Below are 23,813 nucleotides of genomic sequence, written 5' to 3' on the forward strand. Positions count from 1 at the left end.
TCAATTCAATTCAAATGGTGACCCGTACGGGATTCGAACCCGTGTTACCGCCGTGAAAGGGCGGTGTCTTAACCACTTGACCAACGGGCCAATAAAAAAAACGGAGCAGGAGGGATTTGAACCCTCGCGCCGGTTTCCCGACCTACACCCTTAGCAGGGGCGCCTCTTCAGCCTCTTGAGTACTACTCCAACTCCACAGGTAGGACTCGAACCTACGACCCTCTGATTAACAGTCAGATGCTACTACCAACTGAGCTACTGTGGATAAATATTCATTTTGTAACGAACAAATATAATTATACATAACTATCTATATTATGTCAATAGTTTTTTTCTATTTTTTTATTATCAATATGTTTTTATTCTTATTTTATACAAAGTAAGTAGCTTAATAAATCTAATTTCTTTAATTATATTATTTTTAGCAAAAATGTTATAAAGTCATTTTTCTTGTTCTTTTTTTATTTTAAATATACTAATATATTAAAAAAATCGAATAAAGTTTATTGCTTTATTCGACTCTTTAACTATATAATTTTATAATTTACTAAATAATTTTACTTCCGGATATTTATCATTGAACCAATTCATAGCGAAGTCATTTTCAAATAAGAAAACATAATTATCGTATAAATCTTTAACCAAAATACTTCTTGAGCTTGACATATTTTCATTGATTGATTCTTCATTTTCAATCCAACGAGTAGTTTTTTGTCCTATTCGTTCCATGATAACTTCTGTATTATATTCATTTTTCATACGATGCTCAAACACTTCAAACTGAAGTTGTCCTACCGCTCCTAAGATAATTTGGTTCGTATGCAAAGTTTTATAATACTGAATTGCACCTTCTTGCACTAATTGCTCAACACCTTTATGGAAATGTTTTTGCTTCAATACATTTTTCGCTGAAACTTTAACAAATATTTCTGGAGTAAATGAAGGTAAGGCTTCAAATTCAACTTTTTTATTTTGATAAAGAGTATCTCCTATTTGATAATTTCCACTATCGTATAGTCCAATAATATCACCTGCATAAGCAACATCAACAGTTTCTTTATCATCAGCCATGAAGTTAGTCGAACGAGAAATCTTTAATTTTTTCCCTGTTCTCGCTAAATAAACATCCATTCCTCTATTAAATTCTCCTGAACAAACTCGTAAAAATGCAATTCTATCACGATGTTTAGGATCCATATTAGCTTGAATCTTGAAGATAAATCCTGAAAAATCAGCATCAGTTGGATTAATATCTTCTTCATGTACGCCACGTCGACCTTTAGGTGTTGGAGCATTATCAACATAATAATTTAAGAAGCTTTCTACTCCAAATGAAGACAATGCAGAACCAAAGAATACTGGAGTTTGTTCACCTTTAAGTTGTTTTTCATAGTCATAATCAACACCAGCTTCTGTAATTAATATCATATCCTCAACGCATTTTTGATACATCGCATCATTTGCTAATGGATTATCATCAACTATGTTATACTCTTCATCTAATTCAACAAAATCACTATCCTCTTTAAAAGGTTCGATATAATGATTTTTTCTATCCATAATTCCAAAGAAATTTTGCCCCATACCTACCGGTAAGTTCATTGGATATGTTTCTATTTCTAATTTTTCTTCGATTTCCTCAAGTAACTCTAATGGATCTTTAATTTCACGGTCAAGTTTATTAATGAAAGTAAAAATTGGAATACCTCTCATACGACAAACTTTAAAAAGTTTTAGTGTTTGTGCCTCTATCCCTTTTGCACCATCTATTACCATCACTGCACTATCCACCGCCATAAGAGTACGATAAGTATCTTCTGAGAAATCTTCGTGCCCAGGTGTGTCTAATATATTAATAATTTTATTATCATAATCAAATTGCATTACTGAAGATGTAACAGAAATCCCTCTTTGTTTTTCTATATCCATCCAGTCACTCTTCGCAAATTTACCTGTTTTTTTACCTTTTACTGTACCTGCTTCACGAATTGCACCACCGAATAATAGTAATTTCTCTGTTAATGTTGTTTTACCTGCATCGGGGTGTGAAATAATAGCAAACGTTCTTCTTTTTTCTACTTGTTCTTTTATTTTTTCTAACACGTTATTATCCTTTCAATTTTTATTCAATACCAAATTTCTTCTTAGCTTCATCTACTGCTATAATTGGATCTGAATGCCAAACTTTTTTTCCACCTTTTAGAATTTCATAATCTTCGCGACCCTTAGAAGCTAAAATAACGACATCGCCTGGCTCAGCTAATTCTATTACACGTTTAACAGCATCTGTTCTAAACCATACTTTTTCATAGTTTCTATGTGTCATACCTTTTTCAATAGCTCCCATAAGAACCTCTACATCTTCGTCACGTGGACTATCAGTAGTAATTATAACAAAGTCAGCTTCTGAGATAATTTCACCAATTAATGGTCCTTTAGAGATATCTCGTCCACCTCCCATTCCAGTTAACAATAATGTACGTTTTCCTTTTCTAATTTCTCTCGTTGCTTCTAGTAATTTTTTATATCCATCAGGTGTATGGGCAAAATCACTAATAATATCAATAGGTAAACCATCACCTAAGATTTCCATACGACCATATAAAGCACCTAAACTCGGTAATATACTTACTAATTTTTCTACACTATACCCTTTTACCCAAACTGCTATCATTGCAGCAAGAACATTACTAACCATAAAGTCACCTATATAATTAGTAGTACATTCAAAAGTTCCTTCAGGTGAGTTTAGTGAAAACTGAGTTTTATAAATACCGTTTTCTTTAAATTGCTTAATATTATAGGCATAAAAGTCTGCTGTTTCATCTTTTACAGAATAGTTAATTTCTTGATGATAAAGGCATTTTGACATTATTCCATAATAGTCATCATCTTTATTTAGAACTCCATATTTAGCTTCAGAAAAGTTATTCCCTAATGTTGAAAATAGTAGACTTTTATCGTACGCATAAGTTTGCATATCACCATGAAAATCTAAGTGTTCATGCGTAAGATTAGTAAAAATAGCAACATCAATATCAACATTATAAATTCTTCCTAATGCCATAGCATGTGATGATGCTTCGAATGCTAAGTTTTTAATATTTTCTCTGCGAAGTTCACCTATTTTATTATGAAGTGTAGCTACATCAGGAGTAGTATTTCCAAAATACACTGGCTCATTATCATTTTTTCCAAAACCATTCGTTCCAATAAAAGCACTACTTTCATCAAGATTTCTCAACATATTATGAACTAATGTTGAAATACTAGTTTTTCCATTTGTTCCAGTAACAGCAACTGTGTGAACTGCTGGTCCATGATTAATTGCTTTAGCAATCATACTAGCTATTTTTTCTATTTCATGTTCTTTAACAACTATAACAGCACAATTTTCGATATTATAATCTTCATATCGACTTGCTATTACTAATGCTGCACCTTGTTCTATTACTTTTTCAATATAATTATGACCATCTACAGTATATCCTTTAATAGCCACAAATACATCTCCTTCACCTATTTTCCTAGAATCTTGAGAGATATTATTTACACTTTTTGGAAGCTTTCCATAAATAGTTTTAATTTTTATATTATTAATTACTTCTAATATATTCATACTATCAACCTTTTTCTTATTTTCTAACTATTAAATTATACCATGCATACCAGTAATACTCAACACTAGACTCCTATAATTTAACTTTAATTTTTCTCATAATGTTGCGGATTAACAAAATCTATTGTAATATATAAAAGAAATATATAATTTTTAAACGAAGGAGTAACAATGGAACACGAAATTATCTATGAAGTATTAAACCAAATATCTGATAATAATATCTCTAAAATTACCTTCTCTAATATAAGAAATAAAGAATTAGAATTAGAAAAAGTTATAGCAAAACTAGTCAGTATAAAAAATAATATTAATATCCAATTTGAATATCGTTATAAAAGAGTAATCAAACATACTAATATTATAACTTCCGATTCAGAAGCAGTAAAAAAAGAACTTATAAAATTATTTGAGTTAGCAAAAGATATCAACATTGCTACAAGTGATGAGAATATTAATATAAAAATTTCAAAAAAATTTAAAATAAATGTAAATAGAAATAAAGTCAATACTAGAAATATCTCATTTAATCACAACAATAAAAAAGAATACTTTTTAGATGAAAAAGAAAAATACCCTTTTCTTATTGAATTAGGCATTCAAAATAAGGAAGGTAAAATTATTAAGAGTAAATTTAATAAATTCAAGCAAATAAATAAGTACTTGGAATTTATTAAACAGGCTACTACTCAGCTAAATACCAATAAACAGATTACTATTTTAGATTTTGGTAGTGGAAAAAGCTATTTAACATTTTCAGCATATTACTATCTTAGTGAAGTCCTTAAACTTAATGTTAAAATTATCGGTATAGATTTAAAAAAAGAAGTGATAGAACATTGTAATAATATTTCTAAAAAGCTTAATTTCAACAATCTAAGTTTTATTTATGGAGATGTCATAGATTACGAAAATAAAGATGAAATAGACATGGTAATTAGTTTACATGCTTGTAATACTGCAACGGATATAGCGATATTAAAAGCATTAGGTTGGAATGCTAAAGTATTTTTTGCAGTACCTTGTTGTCAAAAAGAAATTAATTCACAACTAGGAAATGAATTCTTACCATTTATGTTAAAACACGGTATTATAAAAGAAAAGTTCTCTACTCTGCTAACGGATTCTATAAGAAGTGAAGTTCTTGAAGCATTTGGTTATAAGTCAGATATTGTAGAATTTATTTCAGAAGAAAATACACCCAAAAACCAACTAATACGTGCATACAAAACATCTACCAAATTGGATAAAGAGAAAATTAAACAAATTGAAAAATTTACTTCTTCTCTCAATATTAAAATGTTCCTTCTAGATGAAGTAGCTAAACTTATATAATTTTTATACACCCTTAAATTTGAAAAAGCTTAAGATTGACAATTTTCAATCTTAAGCTTTTGATTTTATAATTCATTAAAATCGTATACTTTACCTTTCTGTCTATTAGGTAATACGGTAGAAATAACTAAGCATACTATTGTTGGTAGTAGCCATGCTAAACTTTCTGCAGCTAATGGTAATTTTGCAATTACATTATTTATAGCTTCAACTTTGAATGTACTTCCGATTACTGTAACTATAGAAATAAGAGTTACTACACACATAGTCAATTGCATACCTAGTTTTGATAATGCAACATATTTGTTTACTATTACAATTAAAACTAATGCTATAGTAATAGGATATAAGAATAATAACATAGGAACAGAGAATTTAATTACATCTTGTAAACCTATATTAGCAATCCCAAACCCAACTAATGTGAAAATTATAGTATATGTTTTATATGAAAGTTGTGGGAATTTTTTATTAAAAAATTCTGATGTTGCAACAATTAAACCAACTGTAGTTGTAAAACAAGTTAATATAACCATTACTCCTAAAAATATACTTCCATAATTACCAAAGATTGCTCGAGTAGATTCAGATAATACATATGCCCCTTTATTAATTTTAGCATTTGCTATTACATCTGCTGGAACTGCAAATTTATTCCCTAATAAACCAAGACCAATATAAAGTATACTGAAACCAATACCTGTTACAATACCAGCAATCCATACACTAGATAAATATTCTTTTTTATCTTTAAAACCTAATTGTTTTAATGCACTCATTGCAATAATACAAAAAGCAACAGAAGCAAGCGCATCAAGAGTTTGATACCCTTCTATAAATCCTGTACCAAATGCTAAACTAGTAGTTTCATACGTTGGAGCAGCTGTACCTGCATTATTAAATTTCATTATTCCAAGTATTACTAAAACTACTATTAATATAGCAAACATAGGTGTAAGTATTTTACCAACGCTGTCTAGAATTTTTGTAGGATTTACAGCTAATAAAAACGCACAAATAAAATAAATAGTTGTAAAAATTAAAAGCCATGGTAAACTACTTTCAGAAACAACTGGTGCTACTCCAATATCAAATGCAGTAGCTGCAGTTCTAGGAATTGCAAATAATGGTCCAATTGATAAATAAAGTAATACTAAATATACTGTTGAGAATAAAGGAGAAATCTTTTCATCCATCTCTGCCCCATATCCGTTAGGATTAAGAGTACCTACAATAAGTGTAACTATTGCTATACCTACCCCAGAAACTACAAAACCAAAAATTGCTGGCCAAAAATTCTGACCTGAGCTAACTCCTAATGCTGGTGGAAAAATTAAGTTTCCAGCACCAAAAAAGATACCAAATAATAACAAGCCTGTTAAAAGACCTTTTTTCATGATAAATATTTTCCTTTCTTTTATAAATAAAATATACTTTATAATACTACATATCTAATATTATATCAACTAAAATAATAAAAAATACTACTTAAACAAAATTTTATTTTAATAATTAAAAAATGGGCATGATTAAAAATCATGCCCACCTTAATATTATACTTTTAAATATGTAACCAAAGTAATTGAATTACAAACAATATAGCAAATATATACATTAGTGAATGTATATCTTTCCATTGTCTTTTTGATAATTTTAAAATAACATAAAATATAAATCCAAAAGCAATACCATCATTTATAGACCCAGTTAATGGAATACCAATAATTGTTATGAATGCAGGGAAAGCTTCTGTAATATCAGACCAGTCAATTTTAGCAATACTTTCCATCATAAATGAACCAATAATGATAAGTGCTGGTGACGTAATTGATGGAACTGAAGCTAAACTACTAGCTAATGGGAAGAAGAAAATTGATATTACTACAAAAAATGTAGTTGATAAAGCAGTTAGACCTGTTCGTCCTCCATTAGCAACCCCTGATGAAGATTCTATGTATGCACTTGTTGGCGTACTACCAAATAAAGAAGCGGTAAGTGTTGCTAAAGAGTCTGCTAATAACGCTTCTTTAGCTCTTAATAATTTACCATTTTTCACTAATCCAGCTTGAGTTGCAACTGCTAACATAGTACCAGTTGTATCAAATAATGTTACCATCAAGAATGTAAAGACTATTCCATATAGTCCTAGTTGAATTACATTCATACTTTCAGTCGCTGGATTATATAGTAAACTAAGATCCATATGTGGTATACCAAAAATTTTCTCAATTTTTAATAATCCAGTAAAATAACATACTAATGCAGTTACTGCCATTCCAATAAAAATTGCCCCTTTTACTTCTAACGCTAATAGAACTAAAATAACAAAGATACCGAAAATAGTCATATAAGTAACTGGATTTTTCAAATCACCTAATGATAGGATAGTATGTTCGTTTGCAACTATAATAGCTGAATTTTTTAATCCTAAAAAGGCTATAAATAAACCAATTGCCGCAGAGATTCCATATTTTAAGTTACTTGGTATCGAATCTATTAAGCTTTCTCTAAAACGAGTAGCTGATAATACAACAAAAATTATTGCTCCTAAGAAACATGTTGCAAGTAATGTTTTATAACTATAACCAGTTGTTGCTGCTAATGTAGCAAAATATGAGTTCATCCCCATACCTGGTGCAATAACTATTGGATAATTTGCTCCAAAAGCCATAATAAGTGTACCTACTAAAATCGCTAAAATCGTAGCTGTAAATACTCTGTCTAATGGTATACCTGTAGCAGATAAAACTGCCGGGTTAACAACTAATATATAACTCATAGAGAAAAACGTTATAAGTCCTGATACTATTTCAGTTCTTGCATCCGTATTATTCTCTGATAATTTAAAAAGACGTTCTAACATAAAAGAAAATTCTCCTTATTTTTTGTTTTTTAACATCATAATGATATACCTTTTTTTAAATTCTGTCAAGACTACTACCTTATAAATGTTCACTTTTTATTATATTTTTATATGAAATAGATATATTTAAAACCCTATATCTAATAAACGATAATAAAAAAACCTTATATTCATTAATACAAGGTTTTTTTACGAACATTATTATAGTCCTTCAATTTCATAATAGTAATATATTTTATAGAATTTTTGAGAAAAATTCTTTTGTTCTTTCTTCTTTTGGATTATCAAAAATTTCAGTAGGAGTTCCTTCTTCTAACACTATTCCGCCATCCATAAAGATAACTTTATCAGCTACTTCTTTAGCAAAATTCATTTCATGAGTAACAATTACCATTGTTAATCCTTCTTGTGATAATTCTTTTATTACATCTAAAACTTCTTTTACCATCTCTGGATCTAAAGCACTAGTCGGTTCATCAAATAAAAGAACTTCAGGGGAATTCGCTAATGCACGTGCAATTGCAACACGCTGTTTTTGTCCTCCTGATAAACTTCCAGGATAAACATCTTTTTTATCTTTTAACCCTACTCTATCTAATAATTCAATAGCTTTTTTCTCAATATTTTCTACAGTATCATCACCAAATGTTTTAGGTGCTAATGTAATATTATCTAGTACGCTCATATTTGGAAATAAATTGAAATTCTGAAATACCATTCCAACTTTTTTTCTATATAAATTAATATTATGTTTTGTAATATCTTCTCCATTATATAAAATTTGTCCACTTGTAGGTGTTTCCAATAAATTTATACAACGTAGTGCAGTACTTTTACCACTACCACTAGAACCTAAAATTGCGATTTTCTCTCCTTTTTCAACACTAATATTTACACCTTTTAATACTTCTAACTTTCCAAACTTTTTATGTAAATTTTTTATTTCTAATAACAATTTCTTCACCTACTTCGCTAATTTTTTCTCTAAACGTTTAACCAATAATGATAATATAGACGTAATAACAAAATATATTGCTGCCGCTACTAAGTAAGGACCAAATGTTTGGTAAGTAGCGTTTTTCACAGTATTTGCAGTAAACATAATATCTGCAACACCTACAAAATATACTATAGAAGATTCTTTAACCAAAGAAATAAACTCATTACCTAATGACGGTAAACTATTTTTTAATGCTTGTGGTAAAATAATAAGCTTCATAGTTTGAAAATAACTTAGTCCTAGAGAACGCCCTGCTTCCATTTGTCCTTTATCAATAGCTAGTATTCCTGAACGGAATATTTCACTTACATATGCACCTGAATTTATAGATAAAGCAATGATTGCTGACATAAATGGAGTAAATGAAATTCCAACTTCAGGTAATGCAAAATATATAATCATAATTTGTACTAGAATTGGTGTATTTCTAATTATTTCTACATATATTGTAGCTATAATATTAAATACTTTATACGTACTAATTTTTGCTAAACAAACTACTATACCTAATATTAATCCTACTAGTAATGCAATAAGTGAAACTTTTAAAGTTGTTATTGTTGCATCTAAGTATGTTGTGTAATAATTTGGAAGAAAATCAAACATCTATTTTATACCTCTCTTTTATTCGCTTTGTGCAGCAATTTGAGCATATTTATCAAGTTGTTGTTCAAATTCTTTTTTCTCTTTAATTTCTTTAATTACTGCATTAACTTGTTCTAATAGCTCTTTATTGCTATCATTTTTTCCTTTTTTAAACGCTATTGCCATTCCAGTTGCCTCTGGATCATTATCTGCTGTAAAACTACTTATTTTGATATCACTATATTTATTCATTGCAATTTTAGCAACATCATCTGGTATTAATACAACATCAATTTTTTTATTTTTTAAATCTTGTAATAAACTAGGAACATCAGTTAGTGATTGAATGTTACTTTCATCAATTTTCAATTGTTCTTTAGCATAAGTTTCATATGTTGAACCTTTTTGAACTCCAACTTTTTTATTTTTCAAATCATCAACTGACTTGATTTCATCACTATCTTTATTTACAACAAAGATACCTTTACCTGTATAGTATACATCTGAAAAATCAACTGCTTTTTTTCTTTCGTCAGTAGGATTTATACCAGAAATAACCATATCTACTTTATTTGCATTTAATGACGCTATTAATGAATCAAATCCCATTTCTTGAATTTCTACTTCTACACCTAATTTTTTAGCAATTTGTTCTGCTAAGTATATATCTGCTCCAACAACTTTTTTATTTCCATTTTCAGTTGTTAAAAATTCATATGGTGCATAGTCTGGTGATACACCTAAAACTATTTTTCCTTTACTTTTAACTTCTTCAAGTTTATTTTTAGAACTACTGCTTGAACATGCAGTTAATGTGAAAACTGTAATTATTGATGTTATAAATAAAATTAATTTCTTCATTAGATTATCTCCTTATATTTTATATTTTAGAAAAGATTAAGTAACAAATAAAAAATCTCTTTGTAACTGAAACTAATCAGCTACAAAGAGACGAAAATTCGCGGTGCCACTCTTTTTGATATGCTAAAAAAGTTATCAATAATAAATAATAACATCTTATAAAAGTATCCAGAAAAATAAAAAGTCTTTTTAAAGTTCAAATGAACTTTAAAAAGACGAAATAATCCGCGTTGCCACTTTTTTTGGTATTTAGCATACCCACTCAATCTCTTTAAGGCAGAGTTACCAATTATAAATAATTACCTAAAAAGTGCGTTCATTTAGAAAAAATACTAACCTCTCACCAACGCTAGCTCGCTAAAATTTTTTTACTACACTACTATTCTTTTCTAAGGTTTTGTTTTATTTTATATGATTCTACACCTTATATAATTTATTGTCAAGAATTATTTTTATTTTCTTTGATATTTATTTAAAATTTTTCTCCCTATTATCACGCCTAAAGAACTTAAAACAATAATAATAAAAATACCTAAAAGTAACCATGAGCCTGATCCATATTTTATTGAAGCATCCATAGCTTCAACAGATTGTCCTCTCGCTACCCAATCACTCTTATAAGAATCAGCAAAGAACACTATAGGAATCCATGCCCCACAAGCACTACCGATATTAATTAAACTAAGAGCTAAACATTGACTTATGATATTATTATAACCTACTGTTTTCAAAACTAAATCAGCTAAAATTGCACCTGTAAGCGAAGTTATCCACCAAGGTATGTATGATCCCCCCATAATTGAAAAAGTTCAAGAATATACTATTATACATTCTTGAACTTTATATTTATTTATTTAATAAATTATATAATGTTTTTACATGGATACCTGTTGCACCTTTTGGTAAGTATTTTTCAGGTTTTGATAGGTAGGCTGTTCCAGCAATATCTAAATGTATCCATGGAACATTATTAGCTACAAAATATTCTATAAATAATCCTGCGGTAATAGTGCCACCTAATCGTCCTCCCGTATTTTTTATATCAGCAACTGACGATTTGTTTAATTTTCTAAAACTATCATCCGCTGGCATTTGCCAAACACGTTCACCTGCTGATTTAGCAGCTTGACTTAATTCATTATAAAACTCTTGATTATTTGTTACTGCCCCAGTATAAACTTCTCCTAAAGCTACTAAACATGCACCAGTTAATGTTGCTAAATCAATTACCTTATTAACTTTTAATTCATTTGTAACATAGTAGACTGAGTCAGCTAATGTTATTCTTCCTTCTGCATCAGTATTAAGAACTTCAACTGTTTTTCCAGATAAAGTTGGGATTATATCACCTGGTTTATAAGAATTACCAGATACCATATTTTCACAAGCACCTACAACAGCTATAACATTTTTCTTTATCTTTCTAGTTGCTATAAGTTTCATTGTACCAAGTACTGTTCCAGCTCCCCCCATATCACAGTGCATTATATCCATACTGTTAGCAGTTGGTTTTATTGAGTATCCACCAGTATCATAAGTTACTCCTTTACCCACTAGACCTATAACCTCACTGTCATTTTTATTATTCAAATATTTCATAACAATAAATCTAGGTTTTCTTTCAGAAGCACGCCCTACTGCTAATAAACCTTTTAACCCTAATTCTTCGCATTGTTTTTCATCATATACATCAACTTCTACACCTAGTGGGCTTAATTCACTTTTAGCTATATTAGCTAGAGTTTCAGGATAAAGATACTCTGCTCTTTCATTCACCAAATCTCTAGCAAAAAATATTCCTTCTATAACCGCTTCTGCTTCTTTAATATCTTCTGATATATCTTCATTTGTTAAAATATTAATTGTTATTTCTGGTAACTCTTTTTTATCAGTTTTATACTTATCAAATCTATATGTAGCATGTAGTGATCCTTCAACTAGTGCTTTTACGAACGTATTTTTATCAACATGTTCTATACTAGGTACTTCAACTTGAGCCTCATATTCTTTATTTGTTAAAAGTACTTTTACTAATTTGAAAAATACTTCTCTTACTTCATCCTCTTTTAATTCTTCTTTTTTCCCTAATCCTACAAATATTTGTTTATCTCCATCAAAAGGTAAATAGCTATAAAATTCTCCTAATTTCCCTGAAAATAAATCTTTGTCTTTTGCATAAGTTAATACTCTATTATCTTTATTCTCTCCTTCAAAAACTATTTCAATACTTATTCCTGCTTTTAAATTTACATTAAATTTCATTTTCTTCACTCGTACAAAGTACGTCCTCTCATTTATTATTTAATACTTTCTAGAATTTCTTTTGCTGTCTCTTTAGCTTCTAATATTGTATTTTCAATATTTGTAGCTTTTTTAGAGTTTCCAATAATATATAAATTAGGATATTTTTCTTTTATATATTCATTAAATTCATTTATATTATCATTATAATAATTATCACAAAAACGATAATTATTGTTAATTCTACTTACATAATACCTTTCTATATTCCCTACAAAGCCGTGAACTTCTCTCATTTCTTCAATCAATAAGTCTCGAATCTCTTCATCTGTTTTATTAGTTAGAATTTCAACTGCATCTTGTCTATTTACAAATGCCCTAACAATCTGAATGCCACTCATTTTTATATCTATCCACTTATTGCTTACATATTCTAATTTTGTAACATATTTACTTGCATCGCTAGGAAAAATTATTTCTCCAATTTCTCTATTGATATGTAATTCTTCACGTTTAAAAACAAAGGTTACTACTATATTAGAAACATAATTTAAATGATTATAAAATTCTTTTACTTTTGAGTCATTATCAAACCATGGTAAAAAACTATTATGATTTAGAGTAAGAATAACATAGTCATATTCATATATACTACCATTCGAATAAACAAGATATCTATCATCTTGCTTCTCTATTTTCTCAACTTTTCTATGAGTTTCCAAGAAAACCTTATCTGAAAAATTAGACTCTAACGTTTCTACAAAGGATTTCAATGTGAATTTCAATCTATATTCTGATCCTATTGTTATATTATCGACAACTTTTCGATTATACATTTCTTGTAAAACTTTGCTTATATCTTCCCTTTGAATAGTTAAAAACGATAATTCTGGCATTAAACTAACCATATTCTGAAGTGACACTTCACTTCCATAATGACTTGTAAGTAACGGTTCTATTAATTTAATGTATATATGTTCATTAAGATTTTCTTTAAAAAATTCTTCAACCGTTAGCTGCTGAATATTTTCATCTTCTAAAGTGTTATGCATATTATACAAAATAGATATTTTTTCTTTAAAAGTAAATAAATCTGAAAGTAGTAATTCACTTTTATCTAAAGGATATCCATATAGCATCTTTTCAGGTAAATACTTTATTCCTTCCGTTGTATAAAAGACCTTTTTAGTATCACTACTTCTCATTAAATATCGATGTAATCCCAACTCTATTATTAAATAAAATAATGCTCCTTGTTCACTTACAGATCCATGCCAACCATTATCATAAATTTCTTGACCATATTGAAACTTTCCAAATTTATTTTTAACAAATTCTAGATCCTTTTCTATTAAATCAATATTAAATTTTTTTGAATTAATACCTGAAAATTTATCCAAGTAATAAGCACAACATACTCCGGATAGACCTCCACCAATTATTGCTATATTCTTCATGATTATTACTCCTTTATTTTACTTTTGAAATAAACACTTTTGATAATATACTTGAAAAAATAAAAGCTGAGATATTAGCTATAAAGTTAAATAGATTTAATTCTCCAAAAAATATACTTACTAAAGTTAAAATAACGCTGGATACAAGCATAACAATAGTTAATAATTTCTTAAAGCTAGTTACTTTAACTTTTTCACTTACTGGTAAAATATTGTGCCACATATTATTAGTTATTTGTTTATATAATGGAACAAGCTGAATAATTGCTAAATAATTATAAGAAATAATAGTAGCCACACTAACATAGATATTATTGAAGCTAGAAATAATAATTCCTGCAATCAACATTAATCTTAATACTAAATATATTGTATTTTCTTGACGAAGAAATACTCTATAATAATAGTAACTAAAACTATTTTCTTGGTTAAAATTATTTCTCTTTAATCTAGGTAATAAAATATCAAAATACTTTCTTCTAGAAACTCTAATACCTTTTAGTGGTACATCAACAAACATATTGACAAATTTTAAGTATCTTTCTTTCCTATGCTTATCATACTCTGCAGCTTCATTCCATTTTAATAAATAATAAAATTCTGCTTCCTTACCTGCTTCTTTTTTTAATTTATTATATTCTTGAACTGCAATAAATATAAGAAGTATAAATAACATAATACCTAAATATAAACTATAATTTAGTTTTAAAAATATCCCAACTACTTGACTGAATATAGTTATAAACAGTAGACCCTTCGTCAATACTTTTTCTTGAAAATAAACTACTTCAGCTAATTTAAATAGATTATTAAAAGCAATTAGAATAATTAAAATTACTAACCCAAGTTTATTAAAACTACCAATTTTATCTGTTATTGGTTTCGTTATGAAATAAAAAATAACCAGTAAAATAAGTTGTTGAATATACGTTATTAAAACTGTTCTTGAAGCTATTTTTGAATAATACTGTTCCAATGGTAATAAAAATACAGAATCAGCTTCCTCTATATATGTCTTCACTTTTGAAGCTACTAATAAGTAACTAAACAAAATGCTTACAACAATAAAAACCGTATGCAACTCAAAATTACTTGCCCTTGTTAGCCAACTAGAGTAATTAATTATTACTGCCCCAGCTACTATAATAAGAAACATAATCAGGTGCGAATTAAATATGTACTTACTATATTTTAGTCTAGTTTCTCTTTCTCTTTTACTTCTATCAATAAAGATATTTTCTATATTACTCATCTTGGCCTCTAGTAGTTAAAGATATATATATTTCATCTAAAGTTGCACCTGGCATATTAAATTCAACACGTAATTTTTCTAGATTTCCATTAGCTAGAATTTTTCCTTCATGAATTATTAGAAAATTATCACAGTACTTCTCAGCAGTTGCTAGTATGTGAGTAGACATAAGTATACTTGCCCCATTGTCTCTTCTATCACACATAAGATTTATTAAATCATTGATAGCTATTGGATCTAGACCAAGAAATGGCTCATCAATAATATATAATTTTGGCTCAACTAAAAAAGCACAAATTATCATAACTTTTTGCTTCATACCTTTTGAAAAATGAACTGGAAAGAATTTTTTCTTATCTTTTAATTTAAATAAATTTAATAATATATCTGCTTTTTTCCATGTTTCTTCCATATCTAAACCATAAGCCATTGCTGTTAAATTGATATGTTCTTCAAGTGTTAACTCTTCATATAACACTGGTGATTCAGGTATATAACTAATACTTCTACGATAACTTTCGTTATCTCTAGTTATTGTTTTGTTATCAACTATTATTTCACCTTCCATAGGTCTAAGTAGTCCTAGTATATGTTTTATAGTTGTACTTTTTCCTGCACCATTTAATCCAATAAGCGCAGTGATGCTACCCTCAGGTATTTCAATATTAATATTTTCAATTATTTTTTTTCTATTGTATCCACCTGTTAGGTTTTTTATTTTTAAAATATTATCCATTTATTTACAACGCCCTTTCTTTAATTCTGAAAGTACTTTATCCACCTGTTCATAAGTATTAATAACGTCAAGATTGTTATTTACCGTATAATCTCCTAACTTCGCTTTTTCTATAGGACTCATTTGGCTCACTATTCTACTTAAAGCTTCCTTTTTTGAAATAGAATTTCTTTTCATTAAACGAGTTAACTGTGTATTTTTATCCACATAAACTACAATAATCTTATCGACTAAATCATCAAATTTAGCTTCAAAAAGTAATGCAACATCTATAAATATTAACTCTTTATCATTATTTTTATCAATTTTTTCTAAAATTTTTTTTCTAATTTCAGGATGTATAATACTATTTAAAACATTTAGATTACTACTGTTTCCAAAAACAAGCTCTCCTAGTTTTTGTCTATTTATTTTATTATCTTCAAGTATCTCATTACCAAAGGCTAATATTAATTTTTCTTTTACATAGTCATCATCTAAAGCCTCATGTCCAATTTTATCAGCATCTATAACAATGTAACCCTTACTTTTTAAATAATTAGATATTGTACTTTTTCCACATGCAATACTTCCAGTAATTCCTATAATCATATCATCATCTCCATAAAATTACTTAAATATAATTTTATCATAAAGATTAATTATTTTCTATATATTAATGAATTTCATTAACGTATAAAAAGAATTATTAACACATGATTTCCCAATCAATTAGTTAATAATTCTTTTTATCTCAATATTTACTTTTCTTTATACGGATCAATATTCATTTCTTCTAATTTTACAAATTTCTTTTTCGTTACTAACTTAAAAGTGATGTACATTATTAAACAAATTAATGGACATACTAAATTATAAGACATTTGTAAAAAACCACCTGTAATATAATCTGATACCAACTGTAAGATAGTAATAATTGCAAATGAAAATAATGCAATATATGATCCTACTACTCCTGTTTTTGCTGTATATGGTAATACCTCTTCAGCTGTTTTACCTTGTTTAATTATAGCTTTTCTCAATCTAATTTGAGAAACTAATGATGCCATCCAAATAATCATAACTATAATACCTACCATTGAAAGTAACATATAGTAACCACTTGGATTGTATCTTTCAAATATAAAACAAACTACCATAAATACTGAAGAAAATGATAAAGCTATCGTAGGAACCGAGTTACTATTAAGCTCTTTAAACATCTTAGGACCATATTTATGTGAACTTAATGAAAATAGTTGCCTACTAGAAACATACATTCCAGAGTTTGCAGCTGATAAAACTGAAGTTAATATTACAACATTCATAATCATTGCAGCAAAACCTAAACCAATATTTTGAAATACTATTGTAAATGGTGAAGCTGTAACATTATTAGTATCAAGTAGTCTGGCATCATCTGCAGAAACAATTGAAGAAATAATAAACATTGTTGCAATATAGAAAATTAATATTCTCCAAAAAACTTGTTTTACTGCCTTAGGCATTGTTTCTTTAGGGTTTGGAGACTCTCCTGCAGTTACGGCTACTATTTCCGTTCCACCAAATGAAAAAGCTGCAGTAGAAAGCACACCAAATAATCCAATTCCAGCACTAAGTGTCTTATCTCCATTCTTTATAAATGTAGGTAATCCTGCTTCAGGATTGCTTGATACACCGAAAATAATAGCTATACCAACGATTAAGAAAACAACCACTGTTATTACTTTAATTATAGTAATCCAATATTCTATCTCACCAAAAACTTTAACACTTATTAAATTTAGTAAGTATAATAAAATTAAAAAAGTAACACAAATACTAAATGAAGAAAACTGTCTAAAGAATTCCCAATAATGTAAGATTTTAGATAATGTAATAATATCTACGCTTGCAACTAAAATCCATAATATCCAATATAACCATCCAATTGCAAATCCTAGTCCGGGATCTATAAATCTAGTAGCATAAGAACCAAATGAACCAGATACAGGATAAAACGTAGCTAATTCTCCAATTGAAGCCATTAAAAAGTAAATTATTACCCCAATTAATGCATATGTTAAGACTGCTCCATATGAACCCACTTTACTCACTACTGCACCACTTGCCATAAATAGACCTGTACCTATACATCCACCGATAGCTATCATACTTATGTGGCGTGCTTGCAGATTTCTTTCCATTTTCTGATTTGCCATAAATCTCATCCTTTCATAGTATATATAACAATAAATTATACTAGCTTTTGTAATTATTGTAAACTATTTTATTAATCCGCGATTGAAATAACTATCATCAAAACCACTCACTCTAATTGATAGTAGCTATCGTTTATATGTCTAATTTTTTTATATTAGTAAATATATAATATATCTGAAAATCTTTTATTATTATTAGTATTAAGAAAAAATCATTTACTTAATATATATAAAAATATTTTAAATTTAATAATTTAAATCTTAATTTTCAGAGTAAGAAAGTGTTTACAGATATAAAATATGTAGTTTATAATTTCTACATAAACTATATATTTTATATTGGAGGTATCTATATGACAACATTTTATAACGAAGCTAGGGAATTTGCTAAAAAATACATTGACCCTATCGCTAAGGAAATTGATGAAAAGGAAAGATTTCCAGAAGAAGTTTTCAAAGAATTAGGTCGTGCAGGATATTTTAAACTAATGATTCCAACAGAATTAGGTGGTCTTGGCAAAGATATGCAAGAACACGCTGATGCGTGTCGTGCTTTTGCAAAATCTAGTGCCACTGTTGGTTTATGTTATATGATGCACAACGTTGCCTTAAACTGTGTACTTTCATATGCTGATGATAAGTTAAAAACTAAAATTTGCAAAGATATAGTTGAGAATGAAAAATTCATGGCTCTTGCATACAGCGAACTTGGTACAGGAACTCATTTCTATATTTCTGATGTCAAAACTAGTTTTAAAGACAACTCAGTAATATTTAATGGCCTAAAAAGTATGGTTACATCAGCAGAATATGCTTCTTACTATCTAGTATTAACTCCATCGGATGTTGAGGGTGGTATTGATAACTGGGTATTCCCTCTAGAAGCTAAAGGTTTAGAATTTAAAACTTCTACATGGCATGGTTTAGGAATGCGTGGTAATGTTTCTTGTCAAATGGCAATAAATGATGTTGAATTAGATAAAGAATTGAGAATAGGAGAAGCTGGTTCTGGAGTAGATCAAGTATTTACAATTGTTGCTACTTACTTCATAACTGGTCTTGCAGCAGTGTATTCAGGACTTTGTGAAGCTATTTTAGATGAAGCTGTAGCTCATACTACAAATAGAAAGTATCCTGACGGAAAATCACTAAGTGAAATTGAAACTGTTCAAATTCACTTAGCAAAAATATACAGTCAAACAAATGCTGCTGTATTAGGAACAAATGAGGCTGCACGTAGTTTCCTAGCTAAGGAAGAAGATATGCTAGCAAAAATTCTATCTGCAAGAATATTCGCTAGTGAGGCTGCAATAGAACTAGCTCGTTTAGGAATGCGTGTTGGTGGCGGAAAAGCATATAATAAAGTTGGAAATATGGAACGCTTTTTAAGAGATGCATTTGCTAGTCATATTATGGCTCCAAGTGTTGATATTTTAACTATATGGTTAGGTAAAGCAATAACTGGTCAACAATTACCATAGAATATAACTTTTAAAAACTAATAGTTCTTATATTCCATAACATTTTTCATATTACCAATCTATTAATATCTAAATTCTAATACAATTTTAAGGAGAAAAAAGGTATGACTAATATTTATAAAGACGCTAAAGAATTTGCAATAACTAGTATTAAACCATATGCTAAAGATGCTGATGATAAAGGAGAATTTCCCGAATTCATCTTTGAAAGAATTAAAGATGCTGGTTATCTAGATCTTTTAATTCCAAAAGAATTTGGTGGTAAAGGTTTAACTTTAGTAGAGCACGAAGCCGTATGCAGGGCATTTTCTGAATATTCTGCATCTGTAGGATTATGCTATATGATGCATAATGTTGGACTAGTCACTGTTTTAGACCATGGTAGTGATGCATTAAAAAAAGAAATTTGCAATGAAGTAGTATATAATAAAAAAATGTTAGCACTAGCATACAGTGAATCAGGAACTGGTACTAATTTTATGAATACTACAGAAATAACTGTTGATTTTCAAGAAAAATTTGCATTATTTAATGGTAAAAAAAGTATGGTAACTTCTGGTAATTACGCAGACTATTATGTTACCCTAGTTCCTTATAAAATAGTGGGTGAAACAGAACAGTGGCTATTTCCACTACATTCTAATGGATTAACTTTTTCTACAAGTACTTGGAATGGATTAGGTATGCGTTCAAATGTATCTTGTGAAATGTGTATAAATAATCTTAAACTAGATTATCATTATAGAATTGGTGCTGAAGGTAAAGGTAATGAACAAGCTCAAAGCCCCGTTCCATTCTTTATTAATGGACTTGCTGCAGTATACAGTGGTCTTAGCCAAGCCATTTTAGATGAAGCTGTCACTCATACTACAAATAGAAAATATCCTGACGGTAAATCATTAAGTGATATAGAAACTGTACAATTACATTTGGCAGAAATTTTTAAAAATACAAAGGCATCTGTATTATTATCTAGAAATGCTGCTGAAAGCTTTGCTAAAGAGGAAGAAGATGCATTTCTTAATATAGTATCAGCAAGAGCGTTCTCTTGTGATAAAGTAATTGAAAATGCTAGACTTGGCATGCGAGTTTGTGGTGGTAAGGCGTATAATCGTTATGGAAATATGGAAAGATTTTTGCGCGACTCACTAGCTGGACAAGTAATGGCACCAGGTTTAGACTTTTTAAATATATTAACAGGACAATTAATATCAAATAAATAATGAAACGAGGTAAATATTAATGAAAAAATTAAAAGTTGGAGCAGTAATTTATGATCCAAAGGTTACAGTAATTTGGGGAATCATCGAGAAATTTTTTGAAGATGAAGGATTTCCAATAGAAACCATTTATTACAAAGACTACAAAGCACAAGTTGATGGTCTATTAGAAAAAGAAATTGATGTTGCATGGAATTCTCCACTTGCATGGTTAGACTCTCACTTACGTACAAATGGTAAAGCTCTTAACGGCTCTATGCGAGATACCGACCGTGATAGAAGTTCATTTATTGTAGTGAAGAATAATAGTGGTATAAACTCGTTAGATGATCTTAGAGGTAAAACTATTGGATTTGGAGCGATCGACTCACCTCAAGCTAGGTTGATACCAATAAATCATCTTCACAAAAATGGACTAGAATATGGAAAAGATTATATAGAAAAACGTTTTGACTTAGGTGTTGGTCTACATGGTGACCATGTTGGTGGAGAATTAGATTCTGCTTTCGCACTAAAAAACGGCGAAGTGGATGCTACTTGGATGTTGGATTTAAATTATAATGCATGGCTAGCTGATGGTACATTAGATCAAAATCAAATTAAAATACTAGATAAAACTGATTTCTTTGATCACTGTATTTTCTCTGGACATCCAGAACTAGATAAAGAATTTTTCGAAAAATTTATCGAGGTTTTACATAAAATGGATTATAACAATCCTGATCATAAAGAAATGATGGATATGGAAGGTCTAAAAGAATGGATTCCAGGTCGTACAACAGGATTTAAGCAACTAACAGAAGCTAATGAATATTTAGATTTCTTCAAAGAATTTCATGGTGAGTAGTTATGTCTAATTCGTCTTTCTTAGTTTCTCTTCTTGGAAGTATGCCTAGAAGTAAAAAACTATTAACTGCAAAACGAAAATTTAATAAAGGGAAGATAGATGAATCAACATATTTTGAATTATTAGATGAAGAAACAAAATATGTTGTAACTCTTCAAGAAAATAATGATATTGACATTATTACAAACGGAGAATTAAGCCGTGATAACTATGTTTCTTTTATAGCTGAAAAGCTTAATGGTGTCTCTATGATGAGTATGGCGGATATGTTTGATTATATTGAAGATAAACAAGGATTTGAACAAATCTTGGAAATATTAGATGTTCCTGCTATCAGCATAAAGAATGCTATTTGTACTGGAAAAATAACATATAATAAACCATTAGTGGCTGATGAGATGATAGCGTTAAAAAAATTAACAAAAAAGAAAATCAAAGCAACTCTTCCAGGTCCATACTTAATGACTCGTTCAATGTGGTTACCTGCACTATCACAGAAATATTATTCTAATAAGGAAGAACTTAGTGAAGATATTATTCAAGTATTAAAACAAGAAGTCGATACATTAGCTCATTTAGGAATTGATATAGTTCAATTTGATGAACCAGTCTTAACAGAAGTGGTATTTTCTGAAGGTAAAACTAGATCCTTTATGTGTGCAGCACTATCTGAAAAAAAAGATCCTACAGAAGAATTAATATTTGCTACAAAACTAATTAAACCTGTTATATCTTATGCTAAAGAAAAAGGTATATTGGTAGCACTACATGTGTGTCGTGGGAACTGGAGCAGAGATGAAAGTATACTTCTTACAGGTCCCTATACACCACTATTACCTTTATTCGAAACATGCTTACCCAATATACTTACTTTAGAATTTTCTACACCTAGAGCTGGAGAAATATCTTCACTTTTTAGCAGTAATATTATTAGAGAGAATTGTATACTGGGGTTAGGTGTTATGAATCCTAGAACAGATGAAATTGAGCTTTTAGAAGATATTATATCTAGAGTTGAAGAAGTTATGAAGTTTATACCGAAAGAACGTATTTGGTTAAATCCTGATTGTGGTTTTGCTACTTTTTCTAATCGACCTGTTAGTACTATGGAAGTAATTGACAAAAAATTAGCTCGCCTTACAGAAGCTAAAAATGAACTGAGGAATTTATATGAGTAGCATATATGAATCTACAAATTACAACTTATCATATAGGGGAATTTTAACTAATAACGAATTCAAATTATACACTACTAACAATAGTATTAATGTATCAAGTGAAATTAGTTTTGATATTAATGCTGATTATAAAAGTAGTATTAACTATTTTGCTACTTCAATCTTAGGTGGAATTGCTCACAGTTTAATTCGACAAAGTAAAAAAAATAATATTGAAATTGAAGAACTTGAAGGGAAGATTTATATTAATTTAAAAAATCCTTTAACTCTAATTGGTGTTAAAGGTTATAATGATGAACCTAAAATTGAAAGCTGCAATATTATATTCTACATATATTCAGAAACTGAAGAAAAAGAACTACAAGCTTTTTGTCAGAAATCCTTAAACAAATCTTTCATTTATAATACCCTAAAGAATTCAATATCATTCAACATAGATTTCATATTGATTGATTAGAAGTCGAGCAACTTAAAAGTTGCTCGACTTCTTTTAATTTATACCTTTATTTAATAATTAACTTTAATATTTACTTAGTAAAAAAAGCAAAACTAGACTTATTCTAGTGATCTGACCCCAAAAAGTTAGACTTAGGATAGCGTAGTAGTTGTAATGACTGCTACGCTATCTTTTTTATATTTATACAGTCATATGTTTTATTCTATATTGCTTAGGACTTAACCATCCTAGTTTCTCTTTTATTCTCTCTTCATTATAATATTTTATATATTTTTCAATAGCTAATTTTAGCTTTCTATAACTATCATATGTAGTTCCATAATATATCTCTTGTTTTAATATCCCAAAGAAATTCTCCATTACCGAATTATCTAGACAATTTGCTTTTCTAGACATACTTTGGTATATACGTTCTTCTTTTAATCTTTTCGAGTACGCCTTCATTTGATAAGCCCACCCTTGATCAGAGTGAAAAGTTCTCCTATAAGGCGCTTTAGCTGT

At 28.9% G+C, this 23,813-nt stretch carries 21 protein-coding genes, 3 tRNA genes and 1 other annotated feature; of the genes, 6 read left to right on the plus strand and 18 right to left on the minus strand.

Annotated elements, in window-relative coordinates; translation table 11 throughout:
- Positions 1-15 precede the first annotated feature (15 nt).
- From T369_RS0107260 to T369_RS0107280, 5 genes are all read right to left on the minus strand, one after another.
- Positions 16-90: transfer RNA gene (locus T369_RS0107260), tRNA-Glu, on the minus strand.
- 11 nt (positions 91-101) lie between these two features.
- A tRNA-Ser gene (locus T369_RS0107265) sits at positions 102-189 on the minus strand.
- Positions 190-191: 2 nt separating this feature from the next.
- Positions 192-265 (minus strand) — tRNA-Asn (locus T369_RS0107270).
- A gap of 272 nt (positions 266-537) precedes the next feature.
- Positions 538-2,103: a peptide chain release factor 3 gene (locus tag T369_RS0107275; RefSeq protein ID WP_006364960.1), complete on the minus strand. Its 1,566-nt coding sequence runs from the start codon at positions 2,101-2,103 to the stop codon at positions 538-540.
- Positions 2,104-2,122: 19 nt separating this feature from the next.
- A complete protein-coding gene (locus tag T369_RS0107280) occupies positions 2,123-3,619 on the minus strand; it encodes a UDP-N-acetylmuramoyl-L-alanyl-D-glutamate--2,6-diaminopimelate ligase (RefSeq protein ID WP_031553703.1) in 1,497 nt (498 codons plus the stop codon).
- Between the two features lie 171 nt (positions 3,620-3,790).
- Between T369_RS0107280 and T369_RS0107285 the strand changes: the two genes are divergently transcribed.
- Complete coding sequence (locus T369_RS0107285) at positions 3,791-4,954, plus strand: class I SAM-dependent methyltransferase (protein ID WP_031553704.1); 1,164 nt, start codon at positions 3,791-3,793, stop codon at positions 4,952-4,954.
- A 65-nt stretch (positions 4,955-5,019) separates the two neighbouring features.
- Here T369_RS0107285 and brnQ read toward each other — a convergent pair whose 3' ends face one another.
- The 12 genes from brnQ to T369_RS0107345 all read right to left on the minus strand — a co-directional run bounded on the left by brnQ (position 5,020) and on the right by T369_RS0107345 (position 18,129).
- Positions 5,020-6,351 carry a branched-chain amino acid transport system II carrier protein gene (gene brnQ, locus T369_RS0107290; protein ID WP_031553707.1) on the minus strand — a complete coding sequence of 444 codons (1,332 nt, stop codon included), beginning with the start codon at positions 6,349-6,351 and terminating at the stop codon, positions 5,020-5,022.
- A gap of 164 nt (positions 6,352-6,515) precedes the next feature.
- Positions 6,516-7,817 carry an NCS2 family permease gene (locus tag T369_RS0107295; protein WP_031553710.1) on the minus strand — a complete coding sequence of 434 codons (1,302 nt, stop codon included), beginning with the start codon at positions 7,815-7,817 and terminating at the stop codon, positions 6,516-6,518.
- 235 nt (positions 7,818-8,052) lie between these two features.
- Positions 8,053-8,772 carry an amino acid ABC transporter ATP-binding protein gene (locus T369_RS0107300; protein WP_006364966.1) on the minus strand — a complete coding sequence of 240 codons (720 nt, stop codon included), beginning with the start codon at positions 8,770-8,772 and terminating at the stop codon, positions 8,053-8,055.
- Between the two features lie 9 nt (positions 8,773-8,781).
- The gene (locus T369_RS0107305; RefSeq protein WP_031553714.1) at positions 8,782-9,423 is read right to left on the minus strand and encodes an amino acid ABC transporter permease; all 642 of its coding nucleotides are present in this window, start codon (positions 9,421-9,423) and stop codon (positions 8,782-8,784) included.
- Between the two features lie 18 nt (positions 9,424-9,441).
- The gene (locus tag T369_RS0107310; RefSeq protein ID WP_031553716.1) at positions 9,442-10,263 is read right to left on the minus strand and encodes a transporter substrate-binding domain-containing protein; all 822 of its coding nucleotides are present in this window, start codon (positions 10,261-10,263) and stop codon (positions 9,442-9,444) included.
- A gap of 208 nt (positions 10,264-10,471) precedes the next feature.
- Positions 10,472-10,664: a binding site (T-box leader), on the minus strand.
- 51 nt (positions 10,665-10,715) lie between these two features.
- A complete protein-coding gene (locus T369_RS08905) occupies positions 10,716-11,060 on the minus strand; it encodes an MptD family putative ECF transporter S component (RefSeq protein WP_051618991.1) in 345 nt (114 codons plus the stop codon).
- 49 nt (positions 11,061-11,109) lie between these two features.
- Positions 11,110-12,525 carry a leucyl aminopeptidase gene (locus T369_RS0107320; RefSeq protein WP_031553719.1) on the minus strand — a complete coding sequence of 472 codons (1,416 nt, stop codon included), beginning with the start codon at positions 12,523-12,525 and terminating at the stop codon, positions 11,110-11,112.
- A gap of 35 nt (positions 12,526-12,560) precedes the next feature.
- Positions 12,561-13,961: a protoporphyrinogen/coproporphyrinogen oxidase gene (locus tag T369_RS0107325; RefSeq protein ID WP_031553722.1), complete on the minus strand. Its 1,401-nt coding sequence runs from the start codon at positions 13,959-13,961 to the stop codon at positions 12,561-12,563.
- Between the two features lie 13 nt (positions 13,962-13,974).
- Positions 13,975-15,213, minus strand: a complete 1,239-nt coding sequence (locus tag T369_RS0107330; RefSeq protein WP_031553724.1) for an ABC transporter permease — start codon at positions 15,211-15,213, stop codon at positions 13,975-13,977.
- Entirely contained in the window at positions 15,206-15,949 is a 744-nt protein-coding gene (locus T369_RS0107335) for an ABC transporter ATP-binding protein (RefSeq protein WP_031553726.1), read from the minus strand. Before T369_RS0107335 ends, T369_RS0107330 begins: the two co-directional genes overlap by 8 nt.
- On the minus strand, positions 15,950-16,540 hold the full coding sequence (gene coaE, locus T369_RS0107340) for a dephospho-CoA kinase (protein WP_031553727.1): 591 nt from the start codon (positions 16,538-16,540) through the stop codon (positions 15,950-15,952). It abuts the gene before it with no gap.
- Between the two features lie 149 nt (positions 16,541-16,689).
- Positions 16,690-18,129, minus strand: a complete 1,440-nt coding sequence (locus T369_RS0107345) for an amino acid permease (RefSeq protein ID WP_031553729.1) — start codon at positions 18,127-18,129, stop codon at positions 16,690-16,692.
- 353 nt (positions 18,130-18,482) lie between these two features.
- Between T369_RS0107345 and T369_RS0107350 the strand changes: the two genes are divergently transcribed.
- The 5 genes from T369_RS0107350 to T369_RS0107370 all read left to right on the plus strand — a co-directional run bounded on the left by T369_RS0107350 (position 18,483) and on the right by T369_RS0107370 (position 23,312).
- A complete protein-coding gene (locus T369_RS0107350) occupies positions 18,483-19,610 on the plus strand; it encodes an acyl-CoA dehydrogenase family protein (protein ID WP_031553731.1) in 1,128 nt (375 codons plus the stop codon).
- Positions 19,611-19,714: 104 nt separating this feature from the next.
- On the plus strand, positions 19,715-20,833 hold the full coding sequence (locus T369_RS0107355; protein ID WP_031553734.1) for an acyl-CoA dehydrogenase family protein: 1,119 nt from the start codon (positions 19,715-19,717) through the stop codon (positions 20,831-20,833).
- Positions 20,834-20,852: 19 nt separating this feature from the next.
- A complete protein-coding gene (locus tag T369_RS0107360) occupies positions 20,853-21,677 on the plus strand; it encodes a phosphate/phosphite/phosphonate ABC transporter substrate-binding protein (protein WP_031553737.1) in 825 nt (274 codons plus the stop codon).
- Positions 21,678-21,679: 2 nt separating this feature from the next.
- Positions 21,680-22,855: a cobalamin-independent methionine synthase II family protein gene (locus T369_RS0107365; protein ID WP_031553740.1), complete on the plus strand. Its 1,176-nt coding sequence runs from the start codon at positions 21,680-21,682 to the stop codon at positions 22,853-22,855.
- Positions 22,848-23,312 carry an OsmC family protein gene (locus T369_RS0107370; protein ID WP_031553744.1) on the plus strand — a complete coding sequence of 155 codons (465 nt, stop codon included), beginning with the start codon at positions 22,848-22,850 and terminating at the stop codon, positions 23,310-23,312. Before T369_RS0107365 ends, T369_RS0107370 begins: the two co-directional genes overlap by 8 nt.
- 180 nt (positions 23,313-23,492) lie before the next feature.
- Here the strand turns inward: T369_RS0107370 and T369_RS0107375 are convergent.
- A partial coding sequence (locus T369_RS0107375) for an IS3 family transposase (protein ID WP_155835435.1) occupies positions 23,493-23,813 on the minus strand: 321 nt, incomplete at its 5' end.

It is taken from the genome of Gemella sanguinis ATCC 700632 (assembly GCF_000701685.1).
Classification (GTDB): domain Bacteria; phylum Bacillota; class Bacilli; order Staphylococcales; family Gemellaceae; genus Gemella; species Gemella sanguinis.